Origin of the sequence: Microbacterium sp. NPDC078814, assembly GCF_040702645.1 — a bacterium.
Lineage (GTDB): Bacteria > Actinomycetota > Actinomycetes > Actinomycetales > Microbacteriaceae > Microbacterium.
In genome coordinates, this window is sequence record NZ_JBFBLT010000001.1 from 1 (window position 1) to 23627 (window position 23627).

The 23627-nt window shown below is 71.6% G+C and carries 20 protein-coding genes, 1 rRNA gene and 1 riboswitch; of the genes, 2 read left to right on the plus strand and 19 right to left on the minus strand.

Annotated elements, in window-relative coordinates; translation table 11 throughout:
- Positions 1-93 (minus strand): 16S ribosomal RNA (locus tag AB0300_RS00005); the annotation flags it as partial.
- 596 nt (positions 94-689) lie between these two features.
- Between AB0300_RS00005 and AB0300_RS00010 the strand changes: the two genes are divergently transcribed.
- Positions 690-2024, plus strand: coding sequence for a CoA transferase (locus tag AB0300_RS00010; protein WP_085603581.1), 1335 nt, complete (start codon positions 690-692; stop codon positions 2022-2024).
- A gap of 33 nt (positions 2025-2057) precedes the next feature.
- Here AB0300_RS00010 and AB0300_RS00015 read toward each other — a convergent pair whose 3' ends face one another.
- Genes AB0300_RS00015 through AB0300_RS00030 form a run of 4 tightly spaced genes read right to left on the minus strand, consistent with a single transcriptional unit; the run spans position 2058 to position 5660 of the window.
- Positions 2058-2870 carry a DUF4184 family protein gene (locus tag AB0300_RS00015; RefSeq protein WP_085603578.1) on the minus strand — a complete coding sequence of 271 codons (813 nt, stop codon included), beginning with the start codon at positions 2868-2870 and terminating at the stop codon, positions 2058-2060.
- Between the two features lie 12 nt (positions 2871-2882).
- On the minus strand, positions 2883-4184 hold the full coding sequence (gene tyrS / locus AB0300_RS00020) for a tyrosine--tRNA ligase (protein WP_025105255.1): 1302 nt from the start codon (positions 4182-4184) through the stop codon (positions 2883-2885).
- Positions 4185-4236: 52 nt separating this feature from the next.
- Entirely contained in the window at positions 4237-5019 is a 783-nt protein-coding gene (locus tag AB0300_RS00025; protein WP_366215233.1) for a hypothetical protein, read from the minus strand.
- A complete protein-coding gene (locus tag AB0300_RS00030) occupies positions 5016-5660 on the minus strand; it encodes a SatD family protein (RefSeq protein ID WP_366215234.1) in 645 nt (214 codons plus the stop codon). Before AB0300_RS00030 ends, AB0300_RS00025 begins: the two co-directional genes overlap by 4 nt.
- Before the next feature lie 59 nt (positions 5661-5719).
- Here AB0300_RS00030 and AB0300_RS00035 point away from each other — a divergent pair, with 59 nt between their 5' ends.
- Entirely contained in the window at positions 5720-6304 is a 585-nt protein-coding gene (locus tag AB0300_RS00035) for a DUF1349 domain-containing protein (protein WP_366215235.1), read from the plus strand.
- Positions 6305-6326: 22 nt separating this feature from the next.
- Here AB0300_RS00035 and argH read toward each other — a convergent pair whose 3' ends face one another.
- From argH to AB0300_RS00105, 14 genes are all read right to left on the minus strand, one after another.
- On the minus strand, positions 6327-7754 hold the full coding sequence (argH, locus tag AB0300_RS00040) for an argininosuccinate lyase (protein WP_366215236.1): 1428 nt from the start codon (positions 7752-7754) through the stop codon (positions 6327-6329).
- The gene (argF, locus tag AB0300_RS00045; RefSeq protein WP_025105260.1) at positions 7754-8683 is read right to left on the minus strand and encodes an ornithine carbamoyltransferase; all 930 of its coding nucleotides are present in this window, start codon (positions 8681-8683) and stop codon (positions 7754-7756) included. The genes argH and argF overlap by 1 nt, the downstream gene beginning before the upstream one ends.
- Positions 8680-9885: an acetylornithine transaminase gene (locus AB0300_RS00050; RefSeq protein ID WP_366215237.1), complete on the minus strand. Its 1206-nt coding sequence runs from the start codon at positions 9883-9885 to the stop codon at positions 8680-8682. The genes argF and AB0300_RS00050 overlap by 4 nt, the downstream gene beginning before the upstream one ends.
- Entirely contained in the window at positions 9882-10799 is a 918-nt protein-coding gene (gene argB, locus AB0300_RS00055; RefSeq protein WP_101844881.1) for an acetylglutamate kinase, read from the minus strand. The genes AB0300_RS00050 and argB overlap by 4 nt, the downstream gene beginning before the upstream one ends.
- A complete protein-coding gene (gene argJ / locus AB0300_RS00060; RefSeq protein WP_101844878.1) occupies positions 10796-11953 on the minus strand; it encodes a bifunctional glutamate N-acetyltransferase/amino-acid acetyltransferase ArgJ in 1158 nt (385 codons plus the stop codon). The genes argB and argJ overlap by 4 nt, the downstream gene beginning before the upstream one ends.
- A complete protein-coding gene (gene argC / locus AB0300_RS00065) occupies positions 11950-13047 on the minus strand; it encodes an N-acetyl-gamma-glutamyl-phosphate reductase (protein WP_366215238.1) in 1098 nt (365 codons plus the stop codon). Before argC ends, argJ begins: the two co-directional genes overlap by 4 nt.
- A gap of 239 nt (positions 13048-13286) precedes the next feature.
- Positions 13287-15434, minus strand: coding sequence for a bifunctional hydroxymethylpyrimidine kinase/phosphomethylpyrimidine kinase (locus AB0300_RS00070; RefSeq protein WP_366215239.1), 2148 nt, complete (start codon positions 15432-15434; stop codon positions 13287-13289).
- Positions 15431-16279 carry a hydroxyethylthiazole kinase gene (thiM, locus tag AB0300_RS00075; RefSeq protein ID WP_366215240.1) on the minus strand — a complete coding sequence of 283 codons (849 nt, stop codon included), beginning with the start codon at positions 16277-16279 and terminating at the stop codon, positions 15431-15433. Before thiM ends, AB0300_RS00070 begins: the two co-directional genes overlap by 4 nt.
- Positions 16270-16363: riboswitch (TPP riboswitch) on the minus strand. (Overlaps the previous gene by 10 nt.)
- Positions 16364-16370: 7 nt before the next feature.
- Positions 16371-17342, minus strand: coding sequence for an NAD-dependent epimerase/dehydratase family protein (locus tag AB0300_RS00080; RefSeq protein ID WP_366215241.1), 972 nt, complete (start codon positions 17340-17342; stop codon positions 16371-16373).
- Positions 17343-17583: 241 nt separating this feature from the next.
- On the minus strand, positions 17584-18303 hold the full coding sequence (locus AB0300_RS00085) for a DUF402 domain-containing protein (protein ID WP_025105268.1): 720 nt from the start codon (positions 18301-18303) through the stop codon (positions 17584-17586).
- A 59-nt stretch (positions 18304-18362) separates the two neighbouring features.
- Positions 18363-20882: a phenylalanine--tRNA ligase subunit beta gene (pheT, locus tag AB0300_RS00090; RefSeq protein ID WP_126893644.1), complete on the minus strand. Its 2520-nt coding sequence runs from the start codon at positions 20880-20882 to the stop codon at positions 18363-18365.
- Positions 20882-21922, minus strand: a complete 1041-nt coding sequence (gene pheS / locus AB0300_RS00095) for a phenylalanine--tRNA ligase subunit alpha (RefSeq protein WP_025105270.1) — start codon at positions 21920-21922, stop codon at positions 20882-20884. Before pheS ends, pheT begins: the two co-directional genes overlap by 1 nt.
- A 49-nt stretch (positions 21923-21971) precedes the next feature.
- Entirely contained in the window at positions 21972-22898 is a 927-nt protein-coding gene (locus AB0300_RS00100; protein ID WP_025105271.1) for an amino acid ABC transporter permease, read from the minus strand.
- Positions 22895-23542 carry an amino acid ABC transporter permease gene (locus tag AB0300_RS00105; RefSeq protein ID WP_062636670.1) on the minus strand — a complete coding sequence of 216 codons (648 nt, stop codon included), beginning with the start codon at positions 23540-23542 and terminating at the stop codon, positions 22895-22897. The genes AB0300_RS00100 and AB0300_RS00105 overlap by 4 nt, the downstream gene beginning before the upstream one ends.
- Positions 23543-23627 lie beyond the last annotated feature (85 nt).

The window sequence follows — 23627 nt, forward strand, 5'->3', positions numbered from 1 at the left end:
CCACAAGAGCAAGCTCCTGCTTCACCGTTCGACTTGCATGTGTTAAGCACGCCGCCAGCGTTCATCCTGAGCCAGGATCAAACTCTCCGTAAAAAGAAATTGCATACGAACCGGGGAAAAACCGGAACGCAGCGAGTTTGATGCTGACCAAAGAGACGAATTCATTGCTGACTTCATCCGTTGCCAACCCCACAAAGAGGTTGGTCTTTGATCCAAAGGAATTCTCACCCAGCCGAAGCTAGACGAGGATAATTTGGCATTTGACAAGTGCACGCTGTTGAGTTCTCAAGGAGCGGATGCTCCCACGACCCAGCCATCACAGCCAGGCCCGCAGGGCAACTTCTCTATCTTAGCCATCCCGACCCGCTTGTCAAATCGGCGCGCCGCGCGGATCTTGGATCCGCTGCGCAGCCGGTGACAGCCGCAGAAGGGGTGGATCTCCCATCCTAGGCGCAAGCGCCGGATCTCTCAAGTGAGAGTGGATCGGGAGTGGTTCTCCGCTTGAGGGGGGTGAAGCTCTGGGCTTCTCCGCTTCCCTGTGGGGCGAACAAGTAATAAGTTACGTGGATTCCGGGGGTCTGGCAAATCGGGCGCACCACCCCGGGCGTGTCGCGGGCGCCCCGCGCCGGGATTCGGCCGGATCAGCGGCTGTTTCCGGCGGTATCCGGGGGCGGAGTAGCATCACGCCCATGCCCACTCCCTCCTCCGACACCACTGCCGATCTGCTCGTCCGTATGTGGCGGGACACGGGCGTCGCGCCCCTCCCCGCGGACTCCCTCGCGTCACTCCGCACTCTCGATCCGGTGCCCCTCGCCTCGCGCACGGCGACCGCAGAGCTGGCTCTCGCCAGTGTGGCCGCGGTCACCGTGGCCGCCGGACTCGACCCCAGGTCCATCGATCCCCGACGCGTGGCCGTCGCCTACCGGAGCGACCGCTACCTGCTGGTCGACGGAACTCCCCCGCCGGTGTGGGCGCCGCTCTCCGGGTTCTGGGAGAGCGGCGACGGGTGGGTCCGCACACATGGCAACTACCCGCACCACGCTCGAGCGCTTCGCCGCGCACTCGGTCTGTCCGGCTCGGCGGGTGCGGAGGCCGTGACCCGCAGGATGTCGACCCTCTCGACCGACGAGGCCGTGGGCCTCATCTCCGCGGCGGGCGGACTCGCGGTGGCCGTGCGTCACGAGGACCCCGAGGCCGACCGGGCGCAGCGAGCTGCTCCGCTCCTCGATGTCGCGGTCGCCGACCCCGAGGGCGGACGAACGAAGGACCGACGGACCTCGTCTCCCGCCGTCTCGGCGCGCGCTCCGCTCGCCGGCCTCCGTGTCCTGGACCTCACCCGAGTGATCGCGGGGCCGGTGTGCACACGCACGCTCGCTCTCCTCGGCGCCGACGTGCTGCGTCTCGACCCGCCGCAGCTCCCCGAGCTCCCGTGGCAGCACCTCGACACCGGCCATGGCAAGCGCTCCGCACGCCTCGACGCCCGGTCCCCCGAGCTGCACGCCCTCCTGGAGTCGGCGGATGCGGTCGTGCTCGGATATCGGCCCGCCTCGCTGGACCGGCTCGGCCTTTCCCCCGACGCTCTGGTCGAGCAGCACCCGGGTCTCCTCGTCGCGGAGCTCAGCGCCTGGGGACCCGATCATCCCGAGCGCGCCGGTTTCGACAGTCTCGTCCAGGCGGAGAGCGGCATCGCGATGATCGAGGGCGACGACGGACGGCCGGGCGCCCTCCCCGCCCAGGCGCTGGATCACAGCAGCGGATATCTTCTCGCCGCCGCACTCACCCGCCTGCTCCGTTCCCGCGACGGGCGCTCGCGCATCGTGCGCACCTCCCTGCGCCGGGTCGCCGCCGAACTGCTGGGGATGCCGCGCACGACCGCTGCCGTGCGCGCGCCGGAGATCGACGCCTCGGCGCATCTCGCGCGATTCGACGTGGACGGGACGGCGGTCGTGACGGCGGCACCCGCTCTCCCCGGGCTCAGGTTCGAGGCCCCGCACGCATGGGGTACGGACGCACCACGCTGGTGACGCGGCTTCCCGACGTGCCGGGTCCGCTGCGGGTCAGAGGGCGGAGCGCGGCCGCCGCACGGCGAGGACCACGCAGAGGACCAGGGTGAGCAGGCCCCACACCGCACAGGCCGGCGGCAGCACCCGATACGCGAGATGCTGCACCGTGAAATCGGCGGAGAGCGGGCCGAACGCGAGCAGTCCGCCGACCCAGGCGAGCACGAGGATCACCGGCAGCGAGAGCCACCACGCGACCCGGACGACCGTCGGAAGGATCCGGGGCGCATGCGTTCGCGGGGTCGCACGACGCAGCCACAGTGCCGCCCAGATCGCCAGGCCCAGCAGGCCGAGCGCGCTCGAGGCGTACTGGAGCCACTTGTAGCCGTCGAACGGACCCCACGAGTTCGCGAGCGCGGGCAGCAGATCGACGCCCCACCGCGACTCATGCGTGAACGCGTCCCAGAGGATGTGCGAGAGCACCCCCAGCATCGCGGAGAGCACGAGCAGGACCGGATACAGCGACCGCGCACCCCGATACCGGGGACGGTCGTCGCGGGTCAGCGCCTCGACCCCGGCCCGGAGTCCGCTCGCGCCCCACCCGGCGGGCAGCCGCGTGCTCACCCAGTCGGGCAGCAGCTCCAGGGTCGCGGGGCGCAGCAGCAGACGCCACAGCAGGAAGAGCACGAGCGCGAGCAGCGCCGTCCACACGACGTTGACCGGATCGTGCAGGAAGCCGTAGTTGAGCCCGACGTTCCGCAGGAACAGCGAGATGTCCGGCGTCATCGCTCCGATCGCGATCGCCGCGGGGACCAGGGGCGTGCGCACGAACGGCAACGCCACGATCGCGTGACTCGGGGTGAACGGCATGCCTGACCGGGATCAGCCGAGGAAGACGCCGGCGAGTGTCTTCTTCCCGCGACGCAGCACCGAGACACCACCGGGAAGCGTGCCCTGCACGGTCGCGGAGTCGTCCTCCACCCGATCGCCGTCGAGGGACACCCCGCCCTGCGCGATGGCGCGACGGGCCTCCGACAGACTCGACACCAGCCCGGTCGCGACGAGTGCGTCGACGACCGGAGTACCGGCGGCGACCGTCGCGTGCGGGAGCTCGTCCAGGGCCGTGCGCAGCGTCGCCGCGTCGAGAGTGGTCAGGTCGCCCTGCCCGAACAGCGCCTCGGACGCCGCGATCACGGCCGCCGTCGCCTCCACACCGTGCACCGTCGCGACGACCTCGAGCGCGAGGCGCTTCTGGGCGGCGCGGCGGAACGGCTCCGTCGCCACGAGTTCGGCGTACTCCTCGATCTCGGCCCTGGTCAGGAACGTGAAGACCTTGAGGCGTTCGATCACGTCGGCATCGGCCGTGCTGAGCCAGAACTGGTAGAACGCGTAGGGGCTCGTGAGCTCCGCGTCGATCCAGATCGCGTTGCCCTCGCTCTTGCCGAACTTCGTGCCGTCGCTGTTGGTGATCAGCGGCGTGCCGATCGCGTGGACCGAGGCCCCCTCGACCCGGTGGATGAGGTCGGTGCCGCTGGTGAGGTTGCCCCACTGATCCGAGCCGCCCGTCTGCAGCACGCAGTCGTACTGGCGGTAGAGCTCGAGGAAGTCGAGCCCCTGGAGGATCTGGTAGCTGAACTCGGTGTAGCTGATGCCGGCGTCGGAGTTCAGGCGCGCGGCCACCGCGTCCTTCTTCAGCATCGTGCCGACGCGGTAGTGCTTGCCGATCTCCCGCAGGAAGTCGATCGCGGAGAGCGGCGCCGTCCAGTCGAGGTTGTTCACCATGCGGGCGGCGTTGTCGCCCTCGAAGCTGAGGTACCGCTCGACCTGGCCGCGCAGGCGGTCGACCCATTCCGCCACCGTCTCGCGGGTGTTGAGCGTGCGCTCCGCAGTCGGCCGGGGATCGCCGATCAGGCCGGTGGAGCCGCCGACGAGACCGAGCGGCTTGTGCCCGGCGAGCTGGAGGCGGCGGAGCAGGAGCAGCTGGACCAGGTGCCCGAGATGCAGACTCGGTGCCGTCGGGTCGAAGCCGCAGTAATACGTGACGGGGTCTCCCGCGAGCAGGGCGCGCAGCGCCTCCTGGTCGGTGGACACGTGGACGAGGCCACGCCACACGATCTCGTCCCACACGTTCTCGAACGTGGGGTCGATCGCCTGCGGCGCGGTCGTCAGAGCGGGAGTTGACACGCGCTCCAGGCTAGCAGCGCGCGACCGTCCCGCTGCGTCGCGGGCGGGGGTGTCAGCTGTGCGCCGCCCACCAGACGAGGAACGCGGCACCGAGGCCGATCACCCAGCTCACGAGGCTGCCGACGAGGAAGTACTCGGCACGCGCGCCGGTCTCCCCGTCTCGGGAGATCTCCGGGAAGCGGACGATGCCCTTGGCGGCGAGCATGGCCGCGAGCACCGGGTACGCCGCGGCGAGCGTGAGGATCATCACGAGCACGCGTTCCAGCGGGCCGATGAGCCGCCCGCCCTTGAATCCGTGGCGGGGATCGGCGGGGATCACGGCGGACACCGCAGGGGCGTCGGCCTCCGACCGGGCGGAGGGTACGGGCTCGGGCGCGACGGTCCCCGAGACCTCGGCCGGGCGCCAGGTGTGCTCGCCGTCGAGAGCCGCACGGACGACGAGGTTCGCGGATTCGAGGAGGAAGACGCCGGCCCCGAGCGCGAGGACGGCGAGATCGAACGGCACCTCGCCGAAGGGCGAGCGGAGCGTCCAGAGCTCGCCGATGAGACCGGACGCGCTCCTCGACCCGCCCCAGACCACGGCGGCGATGCTGAGGGCGGCCAGCGCGACCGCCGGCCAGAACCCGGCCCGGGACGGCCCCTCGTCCGGCATGCTCCACGCCCACAGCGCCCCGGCACCGAGCCCCAGGAGCGCGGGCAGCAGCGCGTCGCCGCCGATGCCGAGGAGGACGACCACGGCCGCGGCCACGACGAAGCCGATCCACCGCCGCGGCACGAACTGCCGGACGAGGTCGGTCGCGCCGACGGCGAGGAGGACGAAGCCGGCGAGGATCATGCGGACTCCCCCCGGAGCGCGGCCACGCCTTCGATGAGAGCGGCGGCTCCCGCACTCCGCAGCGACTTGGAGACGCTCGGCTGCGAGATGCCCTCCTGGGCGGCGAGCTCCTGCTGGGACCGGCCGACCAGACGTCCGTAGGTGAGGTGGCGCTCGCGCGTGCTCATCGCCCCCACCAGCTCGTCGCGCGCGAGGACGTAGGCGTTGGACGCGGCGATCACGGTCTCCATGACCTCATCCTGACCCGGGGCGCCGACAATCCAGGTGCGCGTGCGCGGCACGGCGCGCTGTTCGCGTGCGTGGACGGTCTCGATCGCGGCGCGTGCCGCGTACCACCCGGGTCCGTCGGCCAGCTCGCCGTGCACCGAGGTGACCGGCCTGACCTCGCCGACGCCGATGCCGAAGCGGAAGGCGAGACCCTCCGGGAGGCAGAGCTGCACCATGAGGAGGGAGAGGAGCGCGTCGGGCAGTGCGCGGTAGACGCCCTGCTGCTCGTCCCCTACCGTGGGCGTGAGCGGGTGGATGGCCAGCGGGCGATCCTGTTCCACCTGTGCGATGGTCTCGTCCAGCGCGCGCTGCGCAGCACCGCGGTCCCGGAGTTCCCGGGACCCGACGATGTCGGCGATCACAGCGATGACCATGACATAACCGTAGCACGAATATTCGCTGTTTATGCCCTTATCAGCTATAGATGGGAAATATGCCTGAATCGCGCATCATCAACTGGACCGATGGCACCTGGACCCACGCCCCCGCCTGGACACACGTCGACGGTCACCTCGACGCCACCGCGGCCGAGGGCAGCGACGCCTGGCGCCACACCGCCTACGGTTTCGTGCACGACACGGAGCACGCGCTGCTCGCGCCGCTCGCCGTCGGCGAGGCGATCGAGGTCGCGTTCCGTGCGCCGTGGGAGGGGCAGTTCGACCAGGCGGGGCTCTTCGTGCGCGCCGATGAGGAGCACTGGATCAAAGCGGGCGTTGAGTTCGCCGATGGCCACCTCGGTCTCGGTGCCGTCGTGACCGCCGGCCGATCCGACTGGTCGGTCGGCTACGTCGACGACTGGCGCGAGAGCGAGATCTCGGTCAGGGTCAGCCGCTGGGCGGACGCGATGATCGTGCGCGCCCGGGCGGACGACGGCCCCTGGCGCCTGGTCAGGGTGGCTCCCTTCGCCGGCGATGCGACCGTCTCCGCGGGACCGTTCCTCGCCGCGCCCACCCGCGCGGGCCTGACCGTCCGGTTCACCCGGTGGGAACGCTCGGCCGCCGACGGCGACCTGCACTGAGGCGAGGCCGCCGCCGGAGCGATTACAGGCCGAGCGCGTGCGCGGCGGCCTGCGCGCGGGCGACGAGCTCCGCGCGCTGCTCGGCCACCCGCTCCGGCGCGGTGCCGCCGACGCCCGTGCGCGACGCGACGGAGCCCTCGATCGTGAGCACCTCGCGGACCTCGGGGACGAGGTACGGCGACACCGACAGCAGCAGCTCGTCGGAGGCGTCCTCCAGCCCGATCCCCTGCTCCTCGCAGGCGCGCACGAGCGCGCCGGAGATCTCGTGGGCGTCGCGGAACGGCACGCGCCGCTTGACCAGCCACTCGGCGACATCCGTCGCCAGGGAGAACCCCTGCGGGGCGAGCGCGGCCATCCGCTCCGTGTGGAAACGCAGCGTCGCGATCATCCCGGCGAACGCCGGCAGCACGACCTCGAGCGTCTGCACCGAGTCGAACACCGGCTCCTTGTCCTCCTGCAGGTCGCGGTTGTACGCGAGGGGCAGGCCCTTGAGGGTCGCCAGCAGGCCGGACAGGTTGCCGATGAGACGCCCGGACTTGCCGCGCGCGAGCTCGGCGATGTCCGGGTTCTTCTTCTGCGGCATGATGCTGGATCCCGTGGAGTAGCCGTCGTCGAGGGTGACGAAGCCGAACTCCCGCGTGTTCCAGAGGATGATCTCCTCGGACAGGCGGGAGAGGTCGACCCCCGTCATCGCCGCGATGAACGCGAACTCCGCCACGACGTCCCGCGCAGCGGTGCCGTCGAGGGAGTTCTCCGCCGGCCGGTCGAGGCCGAGCTCCGTCGCGACGAGCGCGGGATCCAGGCCCAGGGTCGACCCCGCGAGTGCTCCCCCGCCGTACGGCGAGACACCGGCGCGACGGCGCCAGTCGACGAGGCGCTCGAGCTCGCGCACCAGCGGCCAGGCGTGGGCCTGGAGGTGATGGGCGAGCAGCACCGGCTGTGCGTGCTGCAGGTGCGTGCGGCCGGGCAGGATCGCGTCGGGATGCGCCTCCGCCTGTGCCACGAGCGCATCGATCACGCGCAGCAGGTCGCGCGCGATCACCCGGGCGTGGTCGATCAGGTACATCCGCACGAGCGTCGCGATCTGGTCGTTCCGGCTGCGGCCGGCGCGGAGGCGTCCGCCCAGCTCCGGACCCAGCTCGGCGATCAGCGCCTGCTCGAGCGCGCCGTGCACGTCCTCGTCGGTGGGCAGCGGCTGCAGGGTGCCGTCGGCGACCTTGCGCGCGACGGCGTCGAGGCCCTCGTGCATCCGGGCGGCCTCATCCGGCTCCAGGTACCCCGCGGCGGCCAGCGCCGTGGCATGCGCGTGGGATCCCGCGATGTCGTACGGCGCCAGGATCCAGTCGAAGTGCGTCGACCGGCTCAGCTCGACGAGCTCCGGCGACGGACCGGTGGCGAACCGCGCGCCCCAGAGCGCGCCCTCGTTGGTTCCTTCGTGCGAGCCGGCCATCACGCGTCCTTCTTCCCGAGGAGCCAGACCAGCAGGGCCTTCTGGGCGTGCAGGCGGTTCTCCGCCTCGTCCCAGACCACGCTCTGCGGACCGTCGATGACCGCGGAGTCCACCTCGTAGCCGCGGTCGGCGGGGAGGCAGTGGATGAAGATCGCGTCGTCGTGCGCGAGCTCCATCGTCTCCGGTGTGACCTTGTAGCCGCCGAGGTCGCGGATCCGCGCGAGCTTCTCCTCCTCCTTGCCCATCGACACCCAGGTGTCGGTGACGACGACGTCGGCACCGGCGGCCGCCTCGACCGGGTCGGTGAAGAGCGTGATCGATCCCCCGGTCTCCCCGGCGCGGCGGTCGGCCGCTTCGATCACGTCGGCGCGTGGTGCGTAGTCCTCCGGCGAGGCGATGCGCACGTGCATGCCGGCCGTGACGCCCGCGAGCGCGTAGGAGTGCGCCATGTTGCTCTGGCCGTCGCCGAAGAACGTCAGCGTCAGGCCCTTCAGGTCGCCCTTGTGCTCACGGATCGTCAGCAGGTCGGCGAGGAGCTGGCAGGGGTGGAAGTCGTCGGACAGCGCATTGATCACGGGGACCCGGGTGCCGGCGGCCATCTCCTCCAGGCCCGACTGCGCGTAGGTCCGCCACACGATCGCGGCGACCTGGCGCTCGAGCACGCGGGCGGTGTCGGACGGCGTCTCCTTCCCGCCGAGCTGGCTGCTCGCCGTGGAGATGATGAGCGGCGTGCCGCCGAGGTCGGCGATGCCGACGGCGAACGAGACGCGCGTCCGGGTGGACGACTTGTCGAAGATCACGGCGACGGTCTGCGGGCCGGCGAGGCTCTTGTCCGCCCAGCGATCCTTCTTGAGCTCGAGCGCGAGATCGAGGATCTCCGCCTGCTCGGCGGGCGTCAGATCGTCGTCGCGCAGCAGGTGGCGGGTCATGCGGGGACCTTTCCGGTGGCGGAGGTGTGGACGTCGGAGAGAGCGGCGGCGAACAGCTCGCGGAACTCCGCCAGCTCCGTGTCGCCGATGGTGAGCGCCGGCGCGACGCGCACGGTCTCGGGGTTGGCGGCGTTGACGATGAGACCGCGGTCCTGCGCGGCGGCGACCACCGCACCCGCCACGGGCTGCGTGAGCGCGACGCCCACGAGGAGTCCGCGGCCGCGGACGCCGCCGACCAGCGGGGAGTCGATGCCGAGGATGATGTCCCGCAGCTCGACGCCACGGCGCGCGGCGTTGTCGACGAGGTCGGCGCGCTCGATCTCGGCCAGCACCGCGTCCGCCACGGCCGTCGCGAGCGGGTTGCCGCCGAACGTGGAGCCGTGCGAACCGGGGGTGAACAGGGCGCTCGCGGCCCCGTAGGTGACGAGGGCGCCGATCGGGAATCCGCCGCCGATGCCCTTCGCGAGCGTGATGGCGTCGGGCGTGATGCCCTCGTGGCTGAATCCGAACCAGGCGCCGGTCCGGCCCGCGCCCGTCTGGATCTCGTCGACGATGAGCAGGGCGCCGTGCGCGAGGGTCAGCGAGCGTGCCGCGGCGAGGTAGCCCTCGGGCAGCTCGACGACACCGGCTTCACCTTGGATCGGCTCCACGATGACGGCGGCGACCCGGTCGTCCATCGCGGCCTCCAGCGCTTCGATCGTGGCCGGGATGTGCTCCACGCCTCCGGGCATCGGCGCGAACGGCGCACGCATCGACTCCTTGGCCGTGAGCGCGAGCGAACCCATCGTCCGGCCGTGGAAGCCGTTCTCCAGTGCGAGGATGCGCGGACGCTCCGTCCCGCCGTGCAGACGGGCGAGCTTGAACGCGGCCTCGTTGGCCTCGGCACCCGAGTTCGAGAAGAACACGCGACCGTCGATCCCTGCGCCGGCAAGGCGCTTGAGTCGGGCGGCGAGCGCGAGCTGCGGCGGGGTCGCGAAGTAGTTGGAGACGTGCGCGAGGGTGGCGGCCTGCCGGGACACCGCATCGACGAACACCGGGTGCGCGTGGCCGAGGGAGGTCACCGCGATGCCGGCGAGGAAGTCGAGGTAGCGTCGGTCTTCGGCGTCCCACAGGTACGAGCCCTCACCGCGGGTCAGCAGCGCGAGGCGCTCCCCCGCGTTGAGCACGAGATCACGTGCCGCGTCGTCCTGCCAGACGGTCATGCCGTCGCCCCTTTCTCTCCCAGGACCACTTCGGTCCCGATTCCCTTGCTGGTGAACAGTTCGACGAGCACCGAGTGCGGCACCCGTCCGTCGATGATCGCCGCCGCGTCGACGCCGCCCTCGACCGCATCGAGGCACGCGCGCATCTTCGGGATCATCCCCGACTCGAGGCGCGGAAGCATCTCGATGAGCGCGTCCGATGTCAGGTGCGACACGAGCGAGTCGCGGTTGGGCCAGTCGGCGTACAGCCCCGGCACGTCGGTGAGGATGACGAGCTTGCGCGCACCGAGGGCCACGGCCAGCGCGGCGGCCGCGGCATCCGCGTTGACGTTGAGCGACTGCCCGGGGTGGTCGAGGTCGGGCGCGATGCTCGACACGACCGGGATCCGCCCTGCGGCGAGATGGTCGAGCACCGGCGTCGGGTCGACCTGGACCACGTCGCCCACGCGGCCGAGGTCCACCTCCTCGCCGTCGATCATCACACCCCGACGACGGCCGCCGAAGAGCCCGGCGTCCTCGCCGCTGAGCCCGGTGGCAATGGGGCCGTGCGAGTTGATCTTCGAGACGAGCTGCGGGTTCACCTGGCCGGTGAGGACCATCCGCACGACGCCGATGGCCTCGGTGTTGGTGACGCGGTACCCGCCCTTGAACTCGCTGGGGATCTCCAGCCGCTGCAGCATGTCGGAGATCTGCGGCCCGCCGCCGTGCACGACCACGGGCTGCACACCGACGTAGCGGAGGTACGCGATGTCCTGGGCGAAGGCCTCCTGCAGCTCGTCCGAGACCATGGCGTTCCCGCCGTACTTGACGACGACGATCTGGTCGCGGAACTTCTTCAGCCACGGCAGCGACTCGATGAGGGTGGTGGCCTTCTGCGCCGCGATGTCCGGCGTGGTGTCCTGGATGTCGGTCATGAGGCGTAGGCGCTGTTCTCGTGCACGTAGTCGTGGGTGAGGTCGTTCGTCAGCACCGTGGCGGTGGCCTCTCCGACCTTGAGGTCGATCATCAGGTGCGTGGCCCGCGGCGTCAGGTCGACCTCCTCACGGGGGCGGTCCGGCCCGCCGGCGGTGCAGACGCGGACGCCGTTCATCCACACGTCGACGTCGTAGGGGTCGAACTGCGCGGCCGTCGTGCCGATCGCCGCGAGGACGCGGCCCCAGTTCGGGTCGTTGCCGAAGATGGCGGCCTTGAACAGGTTGTTGCGGGCGACCGAGCGGCCGACCTCGACGGCGTCCTGCTCGGAGACGGCGTGCTGCACCTCGATCGTGATGTCGTGGCTCGCGCCCTCCGCGTCGCCCTGCAGCTTGACCGCGAGCTCCTGGCAGAGCGCGGTGAGCGCCTCGGCGAAGTCGTCGAGGTCGGGGACGACCTCGGAGGCGCCGTTGGCGAGCAGCGTCACCTGGTCGTTGGTCGACATGCAGCCGTCGGAGTCGAGGCGGTCGAACGTGCGCCCCGTCGCCCGGCGCAGCGCCTCGTCGGCCTGGAGCGGTTCGAGCACGGCATCGGTGGTGAGCACCACGAGCATCGTCGCCAGACCCGGGGCGAGCATGCCCGCGCCCTTCGCCATGCCGCCGATCGTCCAGCCGTCGCGGGTCACCACAGCGGTCTTCGCGACCGTGTCCGTGGTCATGATGGCGTGCGCGGCGCTCTCCCCGCCGTCCGCGCTCAGCTCGGTGATCGCCTGCGCGGTGCCCGCGAGGACCTTCTCGCGGAAGACCTCGTCCCCCGTCCCGATGAGCCCCGTGGAGCAGACGAGCACGTCGCCCGCGCTGATGCCGAGCAGTTCGGCCGCCTTCTCCGCGGTCTGGTGGGTCGTCTGGAACCCGAAGCTCCCGGTGAAGCAGTTCGCACCGCCGGAGTTGAGGACGACGGCCTCGACCACGCGGTCCGCGACGGCCTGCTGCGACCAGATGATGGGGTTGGCCTTGGCGCGGTTGCTCGTGAAGACGGCGGCGCCGACCTTGCGGGGGCCGCGGTTGACCACGACGGCGACATCGGGCTTGCCGGTCGACTTGAGTCCGGCGGCGACCCCGGCCGCCTCGAATCCTGCGGGGGCGGTGACGCTCACGGGGCGACTCCGTTCACTGAGAGGGCGCGGGTCTCGGGAAGCCCCAGCGCGATGTTCATGGACTGGACGGCAGCTCCGGCGGTGCCCTTGACGAGGTTGTCGACGGCGGTGACCACCGTCACGCGGTTCGCGGCGCGGTCGATCGCGAGGCCGAGGAGGGCCGTGTTCGCCCCGAGCACGTCCGCCGTGCGCGGGAAGCTCCCCTCCGGCAGCAGCTGGACGAAGGTCTCGTCGCCGTAGGCGCTCTCCCATGCCTGACGGATCTCGGCGTCGCTCACACCCTCGACGATCGGCGCTGTGGACGTGGCGAGGATGCCGCGCGACATCGGCACGAGGACCGGAGTGAACGAGATCCGGATGTCTTGGGTCCCTGAGCCCGTCGAAGGGCCTGAGTCCGTCGAAGGGCCTGAGCCCGTCGAAGGGCGGGCGGCGGCGAGCGCCTGACGGATCTCCGGGATGTGGCGGTGCGTGCCGCCGACGGCATAGGGGTTCGCGGAGCCGAGGATCTCGCTGGCGAGGAGGTTCGTCTTCAGGCTCTTGCCCGCCCCGGACGGGCCGACGGCCAGGACGGAGACGATGTCGCCCGGGTCGATCACGCCGGCCGCGACACCGGGGGCGAGGCTCAGGCTCACCGTGGAGGCGTTGCAGCCGGGTGCGGCGATCCGGGTCGCGCTGCGGAGCGCGTCCCGCCCCTTGCCCCCTCCGACGAGGAGCTCGGGCACGCCGTACGTCCACGGCTCATGGAAGGACCCGCCGTAGAACGCGTCCCACTCCGCCGACGAGGTGAGCCGGTGGTCCGCTCCGGCGTCGATCACCAGCGGGGTGTCGCCGAGGGCGTCCGTGTACTGCCCGGACTGGCCGTGCGGGAGGGCCAGGAACACGATGTCGTGTCCGGCGAGGACCTCGGGTGTGGTGTCCTGCAGCGTCAGGTGGGCGAGTGAACGGAGGTGCGGCTGATGGGCGACGAGGGGCTGTCCGGCGTTCGAGTGCGCCGTGACGGTGCGGATCTCGACGTCGGGGTGAGCGGCCAGGAGGCGCAGGATCTCGCCGCCTGCGTAGCCGGAGGCGCCGGAGACGGCGACGGAATACGTCATGCTTCTACCTTAACGGTCGGGTCCTCGACGATCTCGGGACCGGGGGCGGGGCCGGAGGCGGCGACACCGGCACTCGACCGCCGCGCGGACGCAGGCAGAAGGGCGGGGTCGCCTAGAATCGGCGGCCGCGACGTCGGCGCACGGCGATGACGCTCGGGACGAGCGTCGAAGGAGCGGTGGCGACCGAAGGCATGCGGCGACGATAGCGCGGGCGTGTTCGGCACCGCAAATCCGGGGCGTCACACGACAGCGCGCGCGACCGGTGCGGCGAAGAAGGCCCGTTCGTGCGCGCTCGATGCGAGGAAGGCTCGCCGCATCCGCTCTCGGCCGGTGTCGTCGGCCCTCGCGGCCGCGGCGGCGACATGCGCGACGGCCTGCCGGGTGGCCTCCGCGAAAGCCGGATCCGCGTAGGTCGCCAGCCACGATGCATAGGGATGCCGGGGGTCGCGGGGCGCCGCGCCGAACGCTCCGGTATGGAGCCGCTCCCCCAGGTCGGTGTAGAGCCAGAAGCACGGCAGCACGGCCGCGATCACCGTGGCGTAGTCCCCGCCGAAGGCGACGGCACGCAGGTGGTCGAGGTAGGCGACCGTGGCCGGGGCGGGCTCGGCGGCGAAGGTCGCGCCGCTCACCCCGGTCTCCGGGGTCAGCCACGACGCGTGCAGCTCCAGCTCGCCGCGGATCGCGCCGTGCGCGGCCTCGGCCCAGAACGCCTGCTCGTCGGGGGTCGGAGCGAGACGTGACGCCTCCGCGAGCACCCGGGCGTACTCGCGGAGGTAGAGGGCATCCTGCGCGAGGTAGAAGACGAAGGCGTCGCGGTCGAGGGTCCCCCCGGCGAGCGCGCGCACGAAGGGCAGCGCGTCGATGTCGCGGCGGATCGCGGCGGTCTCGTCCCACCAGGCCGCGGCCACCTCCTCCGGTGTCGGCCGGGTCTCGACCCCGCCGCGCGCCCAGAGTCCCGAGAAGGGATGGATCGGGCCGTGTCCTCGCCCGATCTCCAGGTCGTCCGCCGCGCGGAGGGACTCCCGCAACCAGGCGCGCGCGGCGCGCACCGCAGTCGCGGGATCGTCGCCCGTCGCCAGTCGTGTGGCCAGAGCCGCGGACAGCGAGCAGCCGGTGCCGTGGGTGTTCGCCGTGCGGATGCGCGCGCCGGGGAACTCGGCGTGCGTACCGGCTGCCGTGTCGATCAGGGCGTCCGGTGCCTCGTCCCCGGGCAGATGCCCGCCCTTCACCAGCACCGCGGTCCCCATCGCGGCCGACAGCTCTCGCGCCGCGGCGAGCGCGTCCGCCCAGTCCGTCACCTCGTGACCGACGAGCACCGCGAGCTCGGCGAGGTTCGGGGTGACCACGGTCGCCCGGGACAGCAGGCTCCGCAGCTCGCGCTCCGCATCGGGGTGGAGCAGCCGATCCCCCGAGGTCGCGATCATGACCGGGTCGAGCACGACGATCGGGGGCTGTGTGTCTCGGAACCACGCGGCGACCGTCCGGATCACCTCCACGTCCGCGAGCATGCCGACCTTCACGGCGTCGATGCGGATGTCGTCACCGACGGCGTCGAGCTGCGCCCGGAGGAAGTCCGCGGGAGGAACGTGCACGGCGCGGACGCCCTGCGTGTTCTGGGCGGTCAGGGCCGTCAGGGCCGCCATGCCGTAGCCCCCGTTCGCGGCGATCGCCTTGAGGTCGGCCTGGATGCCCGCGCCCCCGGACGGATCGCTGCCGGCGATGCTGAGCACGTGCGGCACCGCGCGCCCAAGCCAGCGCCGACGGAAGGCCGCGGCGGCTGTCCGGGGGTCGCCCGCCGCGCACAGCGCCGACACCACCGCGATCCCGGCCGCGCCGGCCGCGCGCAGCGCCGCCGTGTCGTCGAGCTCCACCCCGCCGATCGCGACGCACGGCAGCGCACTGCGCGCGGCGAACGCGGCGAAGCCGTCGATGCCGAGCGGGGCCGGGTGGTCGGGCTTGGTGCGCGTGGGGCGGATCACGCCGACCCCGAGGTAGTCGACCGTGCCGGGCGGCAGCGCGGCGACCTCCTCGAGGTGCGCGGAGGTGTTCGCGGTCAGCCCGATCAGGGCCTCCGGGCCGAGGAGCTCGCGCGCGCGGAGCACCGAGGCGTCCGCCTGACCGAGGTGCACCCCGTCCACCCTGGCGCCGCGACGACGGGCCTCGACAGCCGCATCGAGGCGATCGTTCACGACGAGCAGCGCACGACCGTCGATGGCCGCGGACAAAGCGAGGAGCTGCACGACGGTCTCCTCGTCCGTCGCCTCCTTGTCGCGCAGCTGCACGATGCGGACGCCGCCGGCCACCGCTTCGCGGACGGTCGCGACCACCCCGCGTGCGCCGCACAGCGACCGATCGGTGACGAGGTAGAGGGACAGGTCGACGGTCATCGGGTCTCCTCCTCGACGCGGGCGCGGTCCCGGAGATCCGCTGGGGTCACGGCGGACAGCGCATCGAGCAGTCCGACGGCGAAGCTGCCCGGTCCGCGGGAGGTCTCCGCCGCCTGCTCGGCCGCGACCGTGTAGACGAGGGTCGCCGCGGCCACCGCCGTCAGCGCATCGGTCCCGCTACCGCGGGACGCCCCGAGGAAGGCCGCCATCACGGCCCCCAGCGCGCAGCCGCCGCCCGTCACCCGCGTGAGCAGCTCGTGCCCGTTGGCGATGCGGATCACCCGTTCCCCGTCGGTGAGGAGGTCGACCGGGCCGGAGACGGCGACCACGGAGCCGTACCGGTCGGCGAGCTCGCGCGCAGACGAGGCCGCCGCCTCGGTGCCGTCCGTCGCGTCGACGCCGCGGCCGCCGCTGCTGTGCCCGGCGAGCGCGAGGATCTCCGACGCGTTGCCGCGGATGGCGGTCGGGCGCCGCGCGGCCAGCTCGTGGGCCAGTGCCGTCCGCACCGGGAGCGTGCCGATCGCGACGGGATCGAGCACCCAGGGCGTGGCGGCGGCGAGCGCTCCGGCCACGGCTTCCCGACTCGCCTCCCGCTGCTCCGGGGTCGGCGTCCCGAGGTTGACGAGGAGCCCCGAGGCGGCAGCGGCGAACGGCTCGGCCTCGCCGATGATGTCTACCATGGCCGGCGCCGCACCGAGCGCGAGCAGCACGTTGGCGGTGAACCCCGTCACGACGGCGTTCGTGAGGCAGTGCGTCAACGGCGGCGCAGCCCGGACCTCCTCCCGCAGCCTTCCCGCCGTGACAGCGAGGTCGAGGACGGATTCCGGACGCACAGGATCGCTCATTGCGACATCCCTTCGCTAGTACGAACTAGATCAGGTTCGACGGGTGTGATCTCAGCCGCGGATGCGGCACCCCGTGTCACTGCCTCGCAGTCTAGCGAGCGAAGGCGTCGAGGAGCGCCCGCTCCTCCGTCCGCGTGAGTCCGGCGCGGCGCTCCCGGTCCACGCCCCGTTCGCGCTCGTCCGCCACGACGCGTTCCACCGTCTCGTCGAGGGGCCGGAGCCTGCCTCCGTTGCGCCGGTACCGCGCGTTCGAGCGGGTCATGAATCCGCTCATCTCGTGCGGCAGCCACAGCGGGAGCGAGCGCGGCCCCGCCCAGTACGCGACACCCTCCGCGACGAGACGCTTCTCCGTGCCGACGACGACCGGACCGGTGTGCCCGGTGGAAGCGCGCACCGTACGCAGCACGTCCTCCAGGTCGCGCACGTCGCCGATCGCGTTGACGGCACCGGTGACGGTGGCGGACACGACGAAGGCGGCGACGTCCTCGACGTCGATGACCTGCGCCGTGCGCCCGTCGAGCGGCGGGAGCAGCACGGGCTCGTCCAGGGCCCGGAGGAACGCCGCCGCCCAGTAGCCGAAGCGATCGCTCGGGTCGCCGTCGCCGACGATGAGGCCGGGACGGACGAGGAGCGCGCGGTCGCCGAGGCCCTCCTGCACGGCGTCCTCCGCCGCGACCTTCTGCCGCGCGTAGTCGTCGTCCTCACCGGCCTGCGCCGCCGGGTGCCGCGGGGCCGACTCGTCCGTTCCGACCGTCACGTCGTCGCGGTACACCGACATCGACGAGATGTAGGTCCACCGGGCGGCACGGTCGCCGAGTGCGCGGACCGCCCCGGAGACGTGATCGGCTCGGGAGGAGACGTCGACGACGTGGTCCCAGTCGGTGCGCGAGACGACGTCATAGGCGTCCTCGTCGTCGCGGTCGGCGAGCACGAGGGTCGCTCCCGGTGGCGCCGGCCGCCCGCCGCGGGCGAGGCAGGTCACCGACGCCCCTGCCCCCAACGCGTGCGCGGCGATGCGCTCCGACAGCCATCCGGTTCCCCCCAGGATCAGCACATCCGTCATGAGCCCATGTCATCAGGATCGACGACTCGGGGGAAGAGCCTCCGCTCAGAGCGGAGCGGCACAGGCCACCGCGCGAGCACAGGCCATCACGCGGACACAGGCCCTCACGCGAACACCGCCCACCACGCGAGCTCAGGCCATCACGCGAGCACAGGCCATGGGCGCTGCTGTCGCCTGATGCCGCGCGAACGCCTGATGCCGCGCGGGCTCGGCGCCGTCGCGGAGGCCGGCCCCGAAGCGGTCAGGGGATGACGATCTGGTCGAGGCCGTCCAACACCGGGATCGTCCACGACGGGTCCGGTCGCCAGTCGATCCACTCCCGATCGAACGGCCAGTCGCCGGCATGGAACGACGCGATGGCCGCGACCGCGTGCCGCTCGATCTGCGCGGCCTGCGCGGCGGTCAGCCGTCCCTGGTCGACGGCGGCGACCAGCTCGTCCTCGTCCTTCATCGCCACGCGCCCGTCCTGTGCGATCTCGACGTCGAGGACGTGATCGGAGGTGTAGGTGGCACTGTCGGTGCGCAGGTGCGCGTTCTCGAGGTTGACGTACCAGCCGGCGAAGTCCCACGTCGTCCCGGTGACCGAGCTCCAGAACAGCCAGACCGACCACGGCACTCCCGCGGGCGCGATGCGCAGGATGCCGTTGCCCCACCACTCCTCGACGATCCGGCGCCGGGGCTCCCGCCACCGCCGATCGAGCGGGACGGCCCGGATGCGCTCCCCGTCCCGCGTGCCCTGACCTTCCTGCTGCGTCCCGGCGGCGAGCCACGCGACGAGACCGCGCTCATCGTCACGGACGACGCGCATGGGGGTGACGGTCGCCGCCTCCCCCGTGGTCCACCCCGGCTTGCGGTAGTGCCAGTCGAGCTGCGCACCCGGCGAGAGGAACGGTCCCTCCCCGAGCGATCGCGCTCCGGCGGGGACCGAGGGTGGCGTGGGCTGCAGGAGGAGGCTCGTCATCCGGCCACGCTATCGCGAGAGCGCACGGCTCCCCGGAAAGGGGCCGTGCGCTCTCCCGATCAGTCGCGGAGGGCGGCGCCGAAGCGCTCCGCGGCCACGGCGACGCCCGCCATCTTCGCCTCGGAGGCCTCCGCGGCGGTCAGCGTGCGGTCGTCGGCGCGGAAGCGCAGGGCGAACGTCAGCGACTTCGATCCCTCGGGCACACCCTCGCCGCGGTAGTCGTCCACGAGCCGGACGGACTCCAGCAGCGCGCCAGCGCCCTCGGCGAGAGCCGCGCGGACCTCGCCTGCCGGCACCTCGGCCGGGAGCGTGAGCGAGACGTCCTGCGTCGCGGCCGGGAACGTGGACAGCGACGCCGCCACGATGCGTCCTCCGGCGAGCGTGAGCAGCCGGTCGAGGTCGAGCTCCAGCACGGTGGCGCGACCGGGCAGATCGGCCTCCTCGGCGACGGCCGGATGCAGCTCGCCGACGTAGCCGACCTCCTCGCCGGCGGCGACCAGCGCACCGGTGCGTCCGGGATGGAGCGCGGCGCGCTGCGTCTGCACGACGTCGATCTCGATGCCCGCGGCGGCCCCGATCACGCGGACCGCGTCGAGCGCCTCGACGAGCCCGGCGGCCTCGGCGGCACGCCCCGGCTGACGCGGCGACACATTGCCGGTCAGCAGCACCGCGACGTGGCGCTCCTGCGGGGGGATGGAGGCGTCGAGCTCGGCGAGCACCTCATCCGACGGCCGGACACCCAGCGGCGGGACCTCGGCGGTGCCGTACTCCACGCCGGGCTCCGGGACGAACACGGCCCCGGTCTCGAACAGCGCGAGATCCGTGAGCCCGCGCGAGATGTTGCGGTGCGCGGTCTGCAGCAGACCCGGGATGAGCGAGCGCCGCAGGAACGGCACCTGCCCGTCGAGCGGGTTCGCGAGGCGGATGCTGGGCAGGTGCTCACCGGACGCGGAGCCGTGCAGATCGTTCTGCGCCTCGGTCGTGAACGGGAACGCCGGAGTCTCCACGAACCCGGCGGCGGCGAGTGCGTTCGCCACGCGGCGACGCCCCTGCTGGTGGGCCGTGAGACCGCGACCGGACGGCGGCGTCGGCAGCACCGCGGGGATGCGGTCGAGTCCGTGGATGCGGGCGACCTCCTCGGCGAGCGACCACTTGTCGGTGAGGTCCGGGCGCCAGGTCGGCGGGATGACCGTCCACCCGCCCTGGGTCCCTGAGCCTGTCGAAGGGCTGACCTCCGCCCCGATCGTCGTGAGCGCCCCGGTGATCTCGTCGTCGGTGTAGTCGACGCCGATCAGCCCCTGTACGAAGCCGCGCGGGAGCTCGATCTCGGCGACGAAGACCTCGGCGAAGAGCGCTCCGCCCTCCTCCGTGAGCGTGCCGCCGGCGAGCTCGACCATGAGGTCGGCTGCACGCCGGGCCGCGACGAAGGGGATCAGCGGGTCGACGCCCCGCTCGAAGCGCTTGGACGCCTCGCTCGGGAGCTTGTGACGGCGGGCCGTGCGGGCGATGGTCGTCGCGTCGAAGGTCGCCGCCTCGATGAGCACGTTCCGCGTGGTGTCGCTCATCTCGGTGGTGCCGCCGCCCATGACACCGGCGAGGCCGATGGGACCGGAGTCGTCGGTGATGAGGAGGTCTTCGACGTGCAGCTTCCGCTCCACGCCGTCGAGCGTGGTCATCTTCTCCCCCGGCGTCGCGCGACGGACGGTGATGCCGCCCGTGAGCTTGTCGAGGTCGTAGCCGTGCAGCGGCTGCCCGAGCTCGAGCATGACGTAGTTCGTGATGTCGATGAGCACACCCAGCGACCGCATGCCCGCGAGGCTCAGGCGCGCGATCATCCACGGCGGGGTGGGTCGCGACGGATCGACGTCGCGCACGACCCGGGTGACGAACTCGCTCGCGCCGACCTTGCCGCGCACCGGCGCCTGGTCGTCGACCACGGCCGTGTGTCCGGAACCGGGCTGCAGCTCGGCGAAGTCGCGCTCGGCGGGGTCGCGGAAGGCCGCCCCCGTGGCGTGGGAGTACTCACGGGCGACGCCGCGCACCGAGAACGCGTAGCCGCGGTCCGGCGTGACGTTGATCTCCACCGCGACGTCGTCGAGGCCCAGCAGCGCGATCGCGTCCGTGCCCACGGGCGCATCGATGCCGAGGTCGCTCAGCACGACGATGCCGTTGTGCTCGTCGCCGAGACCCAGCTCGCGCGCGGAGGCGATCATGCCGTCGGAGACGTGACCGTAGGTCTTGCGGGCGGCGATGGGGAACGGACCGGGAAGGACGGCGCCGGGCAGGGTCACGACGACCTTGTCCCCGACGACGAAGTTGTGCGCGCCGCAGACGATCCCGCGGACACCGCCGTGCTCGGGACCGACGTCGACCTGGCACCAGTTGATGGTCTTGCCGTTCGACTGGGGCTCCGGTTCGAGCGAGACGACCTGGCCGACCACCACGGGACCCGTGATGTCGAAGCGGTGCACGTCCTCCTCTTCGAAGCCGACGGTCACCAGCGCCGCGAGGACGTCCTCGGGCGTGGCATCCGCTGCCAGATCGACGTACTCACGCAGCCACGAAAGCGGGACGCGCATCACACCACCATCCCGTACTGCTCGCTGAAACGGACATCGCCCTCGGCCATGTCGCGCATGTCCTGCACATCGCTGCGGAACATCAGGCCCCGCTCGATGCCCATGCCGAACGCGAAGCCGCTGTACACCTCCGGGTCGATCCCGGCCGCGCGCAGCACGTTCGGGTTGACCATGCCGCAGCCGCCCCACTCGATCCAGCGCGCGCCGCCCTTGAAGGTCGGGTGCCACAGGTCGAGCTCGGCGGAGGGCTCGGTGAAGGGGAAGTAGTTCGTGCGGAAGCGGGTCTTGGCCTCCGGACCGAAGAGCTGCTTCGCGAAGTGGTCGAGCGTGCCCTTGAGGTGCGCCATCGTGATGCCCTTGTCGACGACCAGGCCCTCGAACTGCGTGAAGACGGGGAGGTGCGTGGCGTCGAACTCGTCGGTGCGGTACACGCGGCCCGGACACAGCACGTAGATGGGAACCTCGCGGTTCAGCATCGACCGCACCTGCACCGGGCTCGTGTGCGTGCGCATGACGAGGTGGCGCGAGGTCGGGTCGACGTAGAAGGTGTCCTGCTCCTGGCGGGCGGGGTGGTCGACGTCGAAGTTCAGCGCGTCGAAGTTGAACCACTCGTGCTCGAGCTCCGGCCCCTCCGCGATCTCCCACCCCATGCCGACGAAGATGTCCTCGACGTGGTCCTGCAGGAGAGCGAGCGGGTGCCGGGCGCCCACACGCGTCCGCGACGGGACGGCGGTGATGTCGACGCGCTCGGCCTCCAGGCGCGCAGCGACCTCGGCGGCGGCCAGCTCGGCCTCCTTCGCCGCGAGCGCCTGGTTCACACGACCGCGGCCCTGGCCGACGAGCTTGCCGAACGCGGCCTTGTTCTCGGGGGCGACCTGGCGCATCGAGGCGTTCAGGACCGCGAGCGGCGATCCCTCCGCGACGTGCGCCGCACGGGCGGCTTTCAGCGCGGCGGTGTCGGCGGCCGCGTCGATCGCCGCGAGGGCGTCGGCGACAGCGGCTTCGACCGCTTCGGGGGTGATTTCCGGAGACTCTGACACGGGAGTCGAGTCTACCGGCGCGGGACGGGCGACCCGCGCCGGTAGCGGCTCAGAGGCCGGAAGCGCCGGAGCTGTTGGCGTCGAACTTGCCCAGCCCGCGCTGCGCCACGATGAGCGACGTGTTTGTCTCGCCGTCGTGCTGGCGAGGGTCCGCCTCGTCCGGTCCGGCCTTGGCCGAGCGCTTCGCCCGACGCTGCAGGCGGTAGGCGATGTAGGACAGCACCAGACAGACCGCGACGTACATCGAGCCGCCGACGATCGCGGCGGGGATCAGCGGCGACCCGTAGGGCGCCTGGTTGCCGATCTGGTTGATGACGTACAGCAGCTCCTGGTACGTGATGATGAAGCCGAGCGCGGTGTCCTTCAGGGCCACCACGAGCTGCGCGATGATCACGGGCATCATCGCCCGGACGGCCTGCGGGATGAGGATGAAGTACATGACCCCGGTCTTGCGCAGGCCGATCGCGTAGCCGGCCTCCTTCTGTCCGCGCGGCAGCGACTCGATCCCGGCACGGAGCACCTCCGCGAGCACGGAGCCGTTGTAGACGATGAGCGCGATGACCACCGCGTAGTACGGGGGCATCCGGATGCCGATGACCGGGAGGCCGTAGTACAGCAGCATCATGAGGATCAGGACAGGGATCGCCCGCATGATCTCGATGATCCACCGCACCGGCTCCCGCACCCAGGCGTGCTCGGAGAGACGGCCGATGCCGAGGACGAAACCGAGGACCAACGAGCCGACACCGGCGACGGCGAAGGCGGAGAGCGTGCTGAGCAGCCCCTCCCCGAATCGCACCCACACCGCCGAGTACGTGAAGATGTTCCACTTCTCCGCGGAGAACTGGCCGGTGGCGTACAGGCGCCAGACCACCCAGCCGAGCACGGCGAGGACGACGAGGATCGTGACGGCACCGATGATCCGGTTGCGGGCGACCGCGCGGGGGCCCGGGACGTCGAACAGGACGGAACTCATCGCGCGATCCTCCACTTGTTCTCGAGCACGCGCTGCACCCAGCTCAGGAGCAGCACGAGCACGACGAAGATGACCATCACCCAGAGCAGCACGACGAGGGCGTTCTCGCCCCGCTCGCTGAGTGCCGCCCGGATCGTGCCGAGGTTGACCACCGAGAAGCCGGCGGCCACCGTGGTGTTCTTCATGAGGGCGATCAGCACGCTCATGAGCGGCGGGACCACGGACCGCGTGGCCTGGGGCAGAACGACGAAGCGCATGACCTGGCCGAAGTTGAGGCCGATGGCGCGTGCCGCCTCCGCCTGTCCGACCGGCACCGTGTTGATGCCGGCGCGGATCGCCTCCGCGACGTACGTGGCGGTGTAGATGCCGAGGGCGATCGTGGCCAGCAGCAGGGAGTTGACCCGCTCCCCCAGCAGGATCGGAAGGCAGAAGGCGAAGAAGAACATCACCAGCGTGAGCGGGGTGTTCCGGATCCAGTTCACGTACACGGCGCCCACGCCGCGCGCGATCGGGACCGGGGACACGCGGGCCGCTCCGACGATGAGTCCGAGCACCACGGCGATGAGGCCACCGCCGAGGAACAGCGCGATGGTTCCCCACAGCGCTTCACCCCAGAGGTCGAGGTGGTCCGAGATCACTCCCACTGCTGTGCCTTTCGGTTCGTTTCCGCGTCAGGTCGACGCCGAGGAGGACGGGGGCGGCCGGCCGGACCGACCGCCCCCGGAGAGA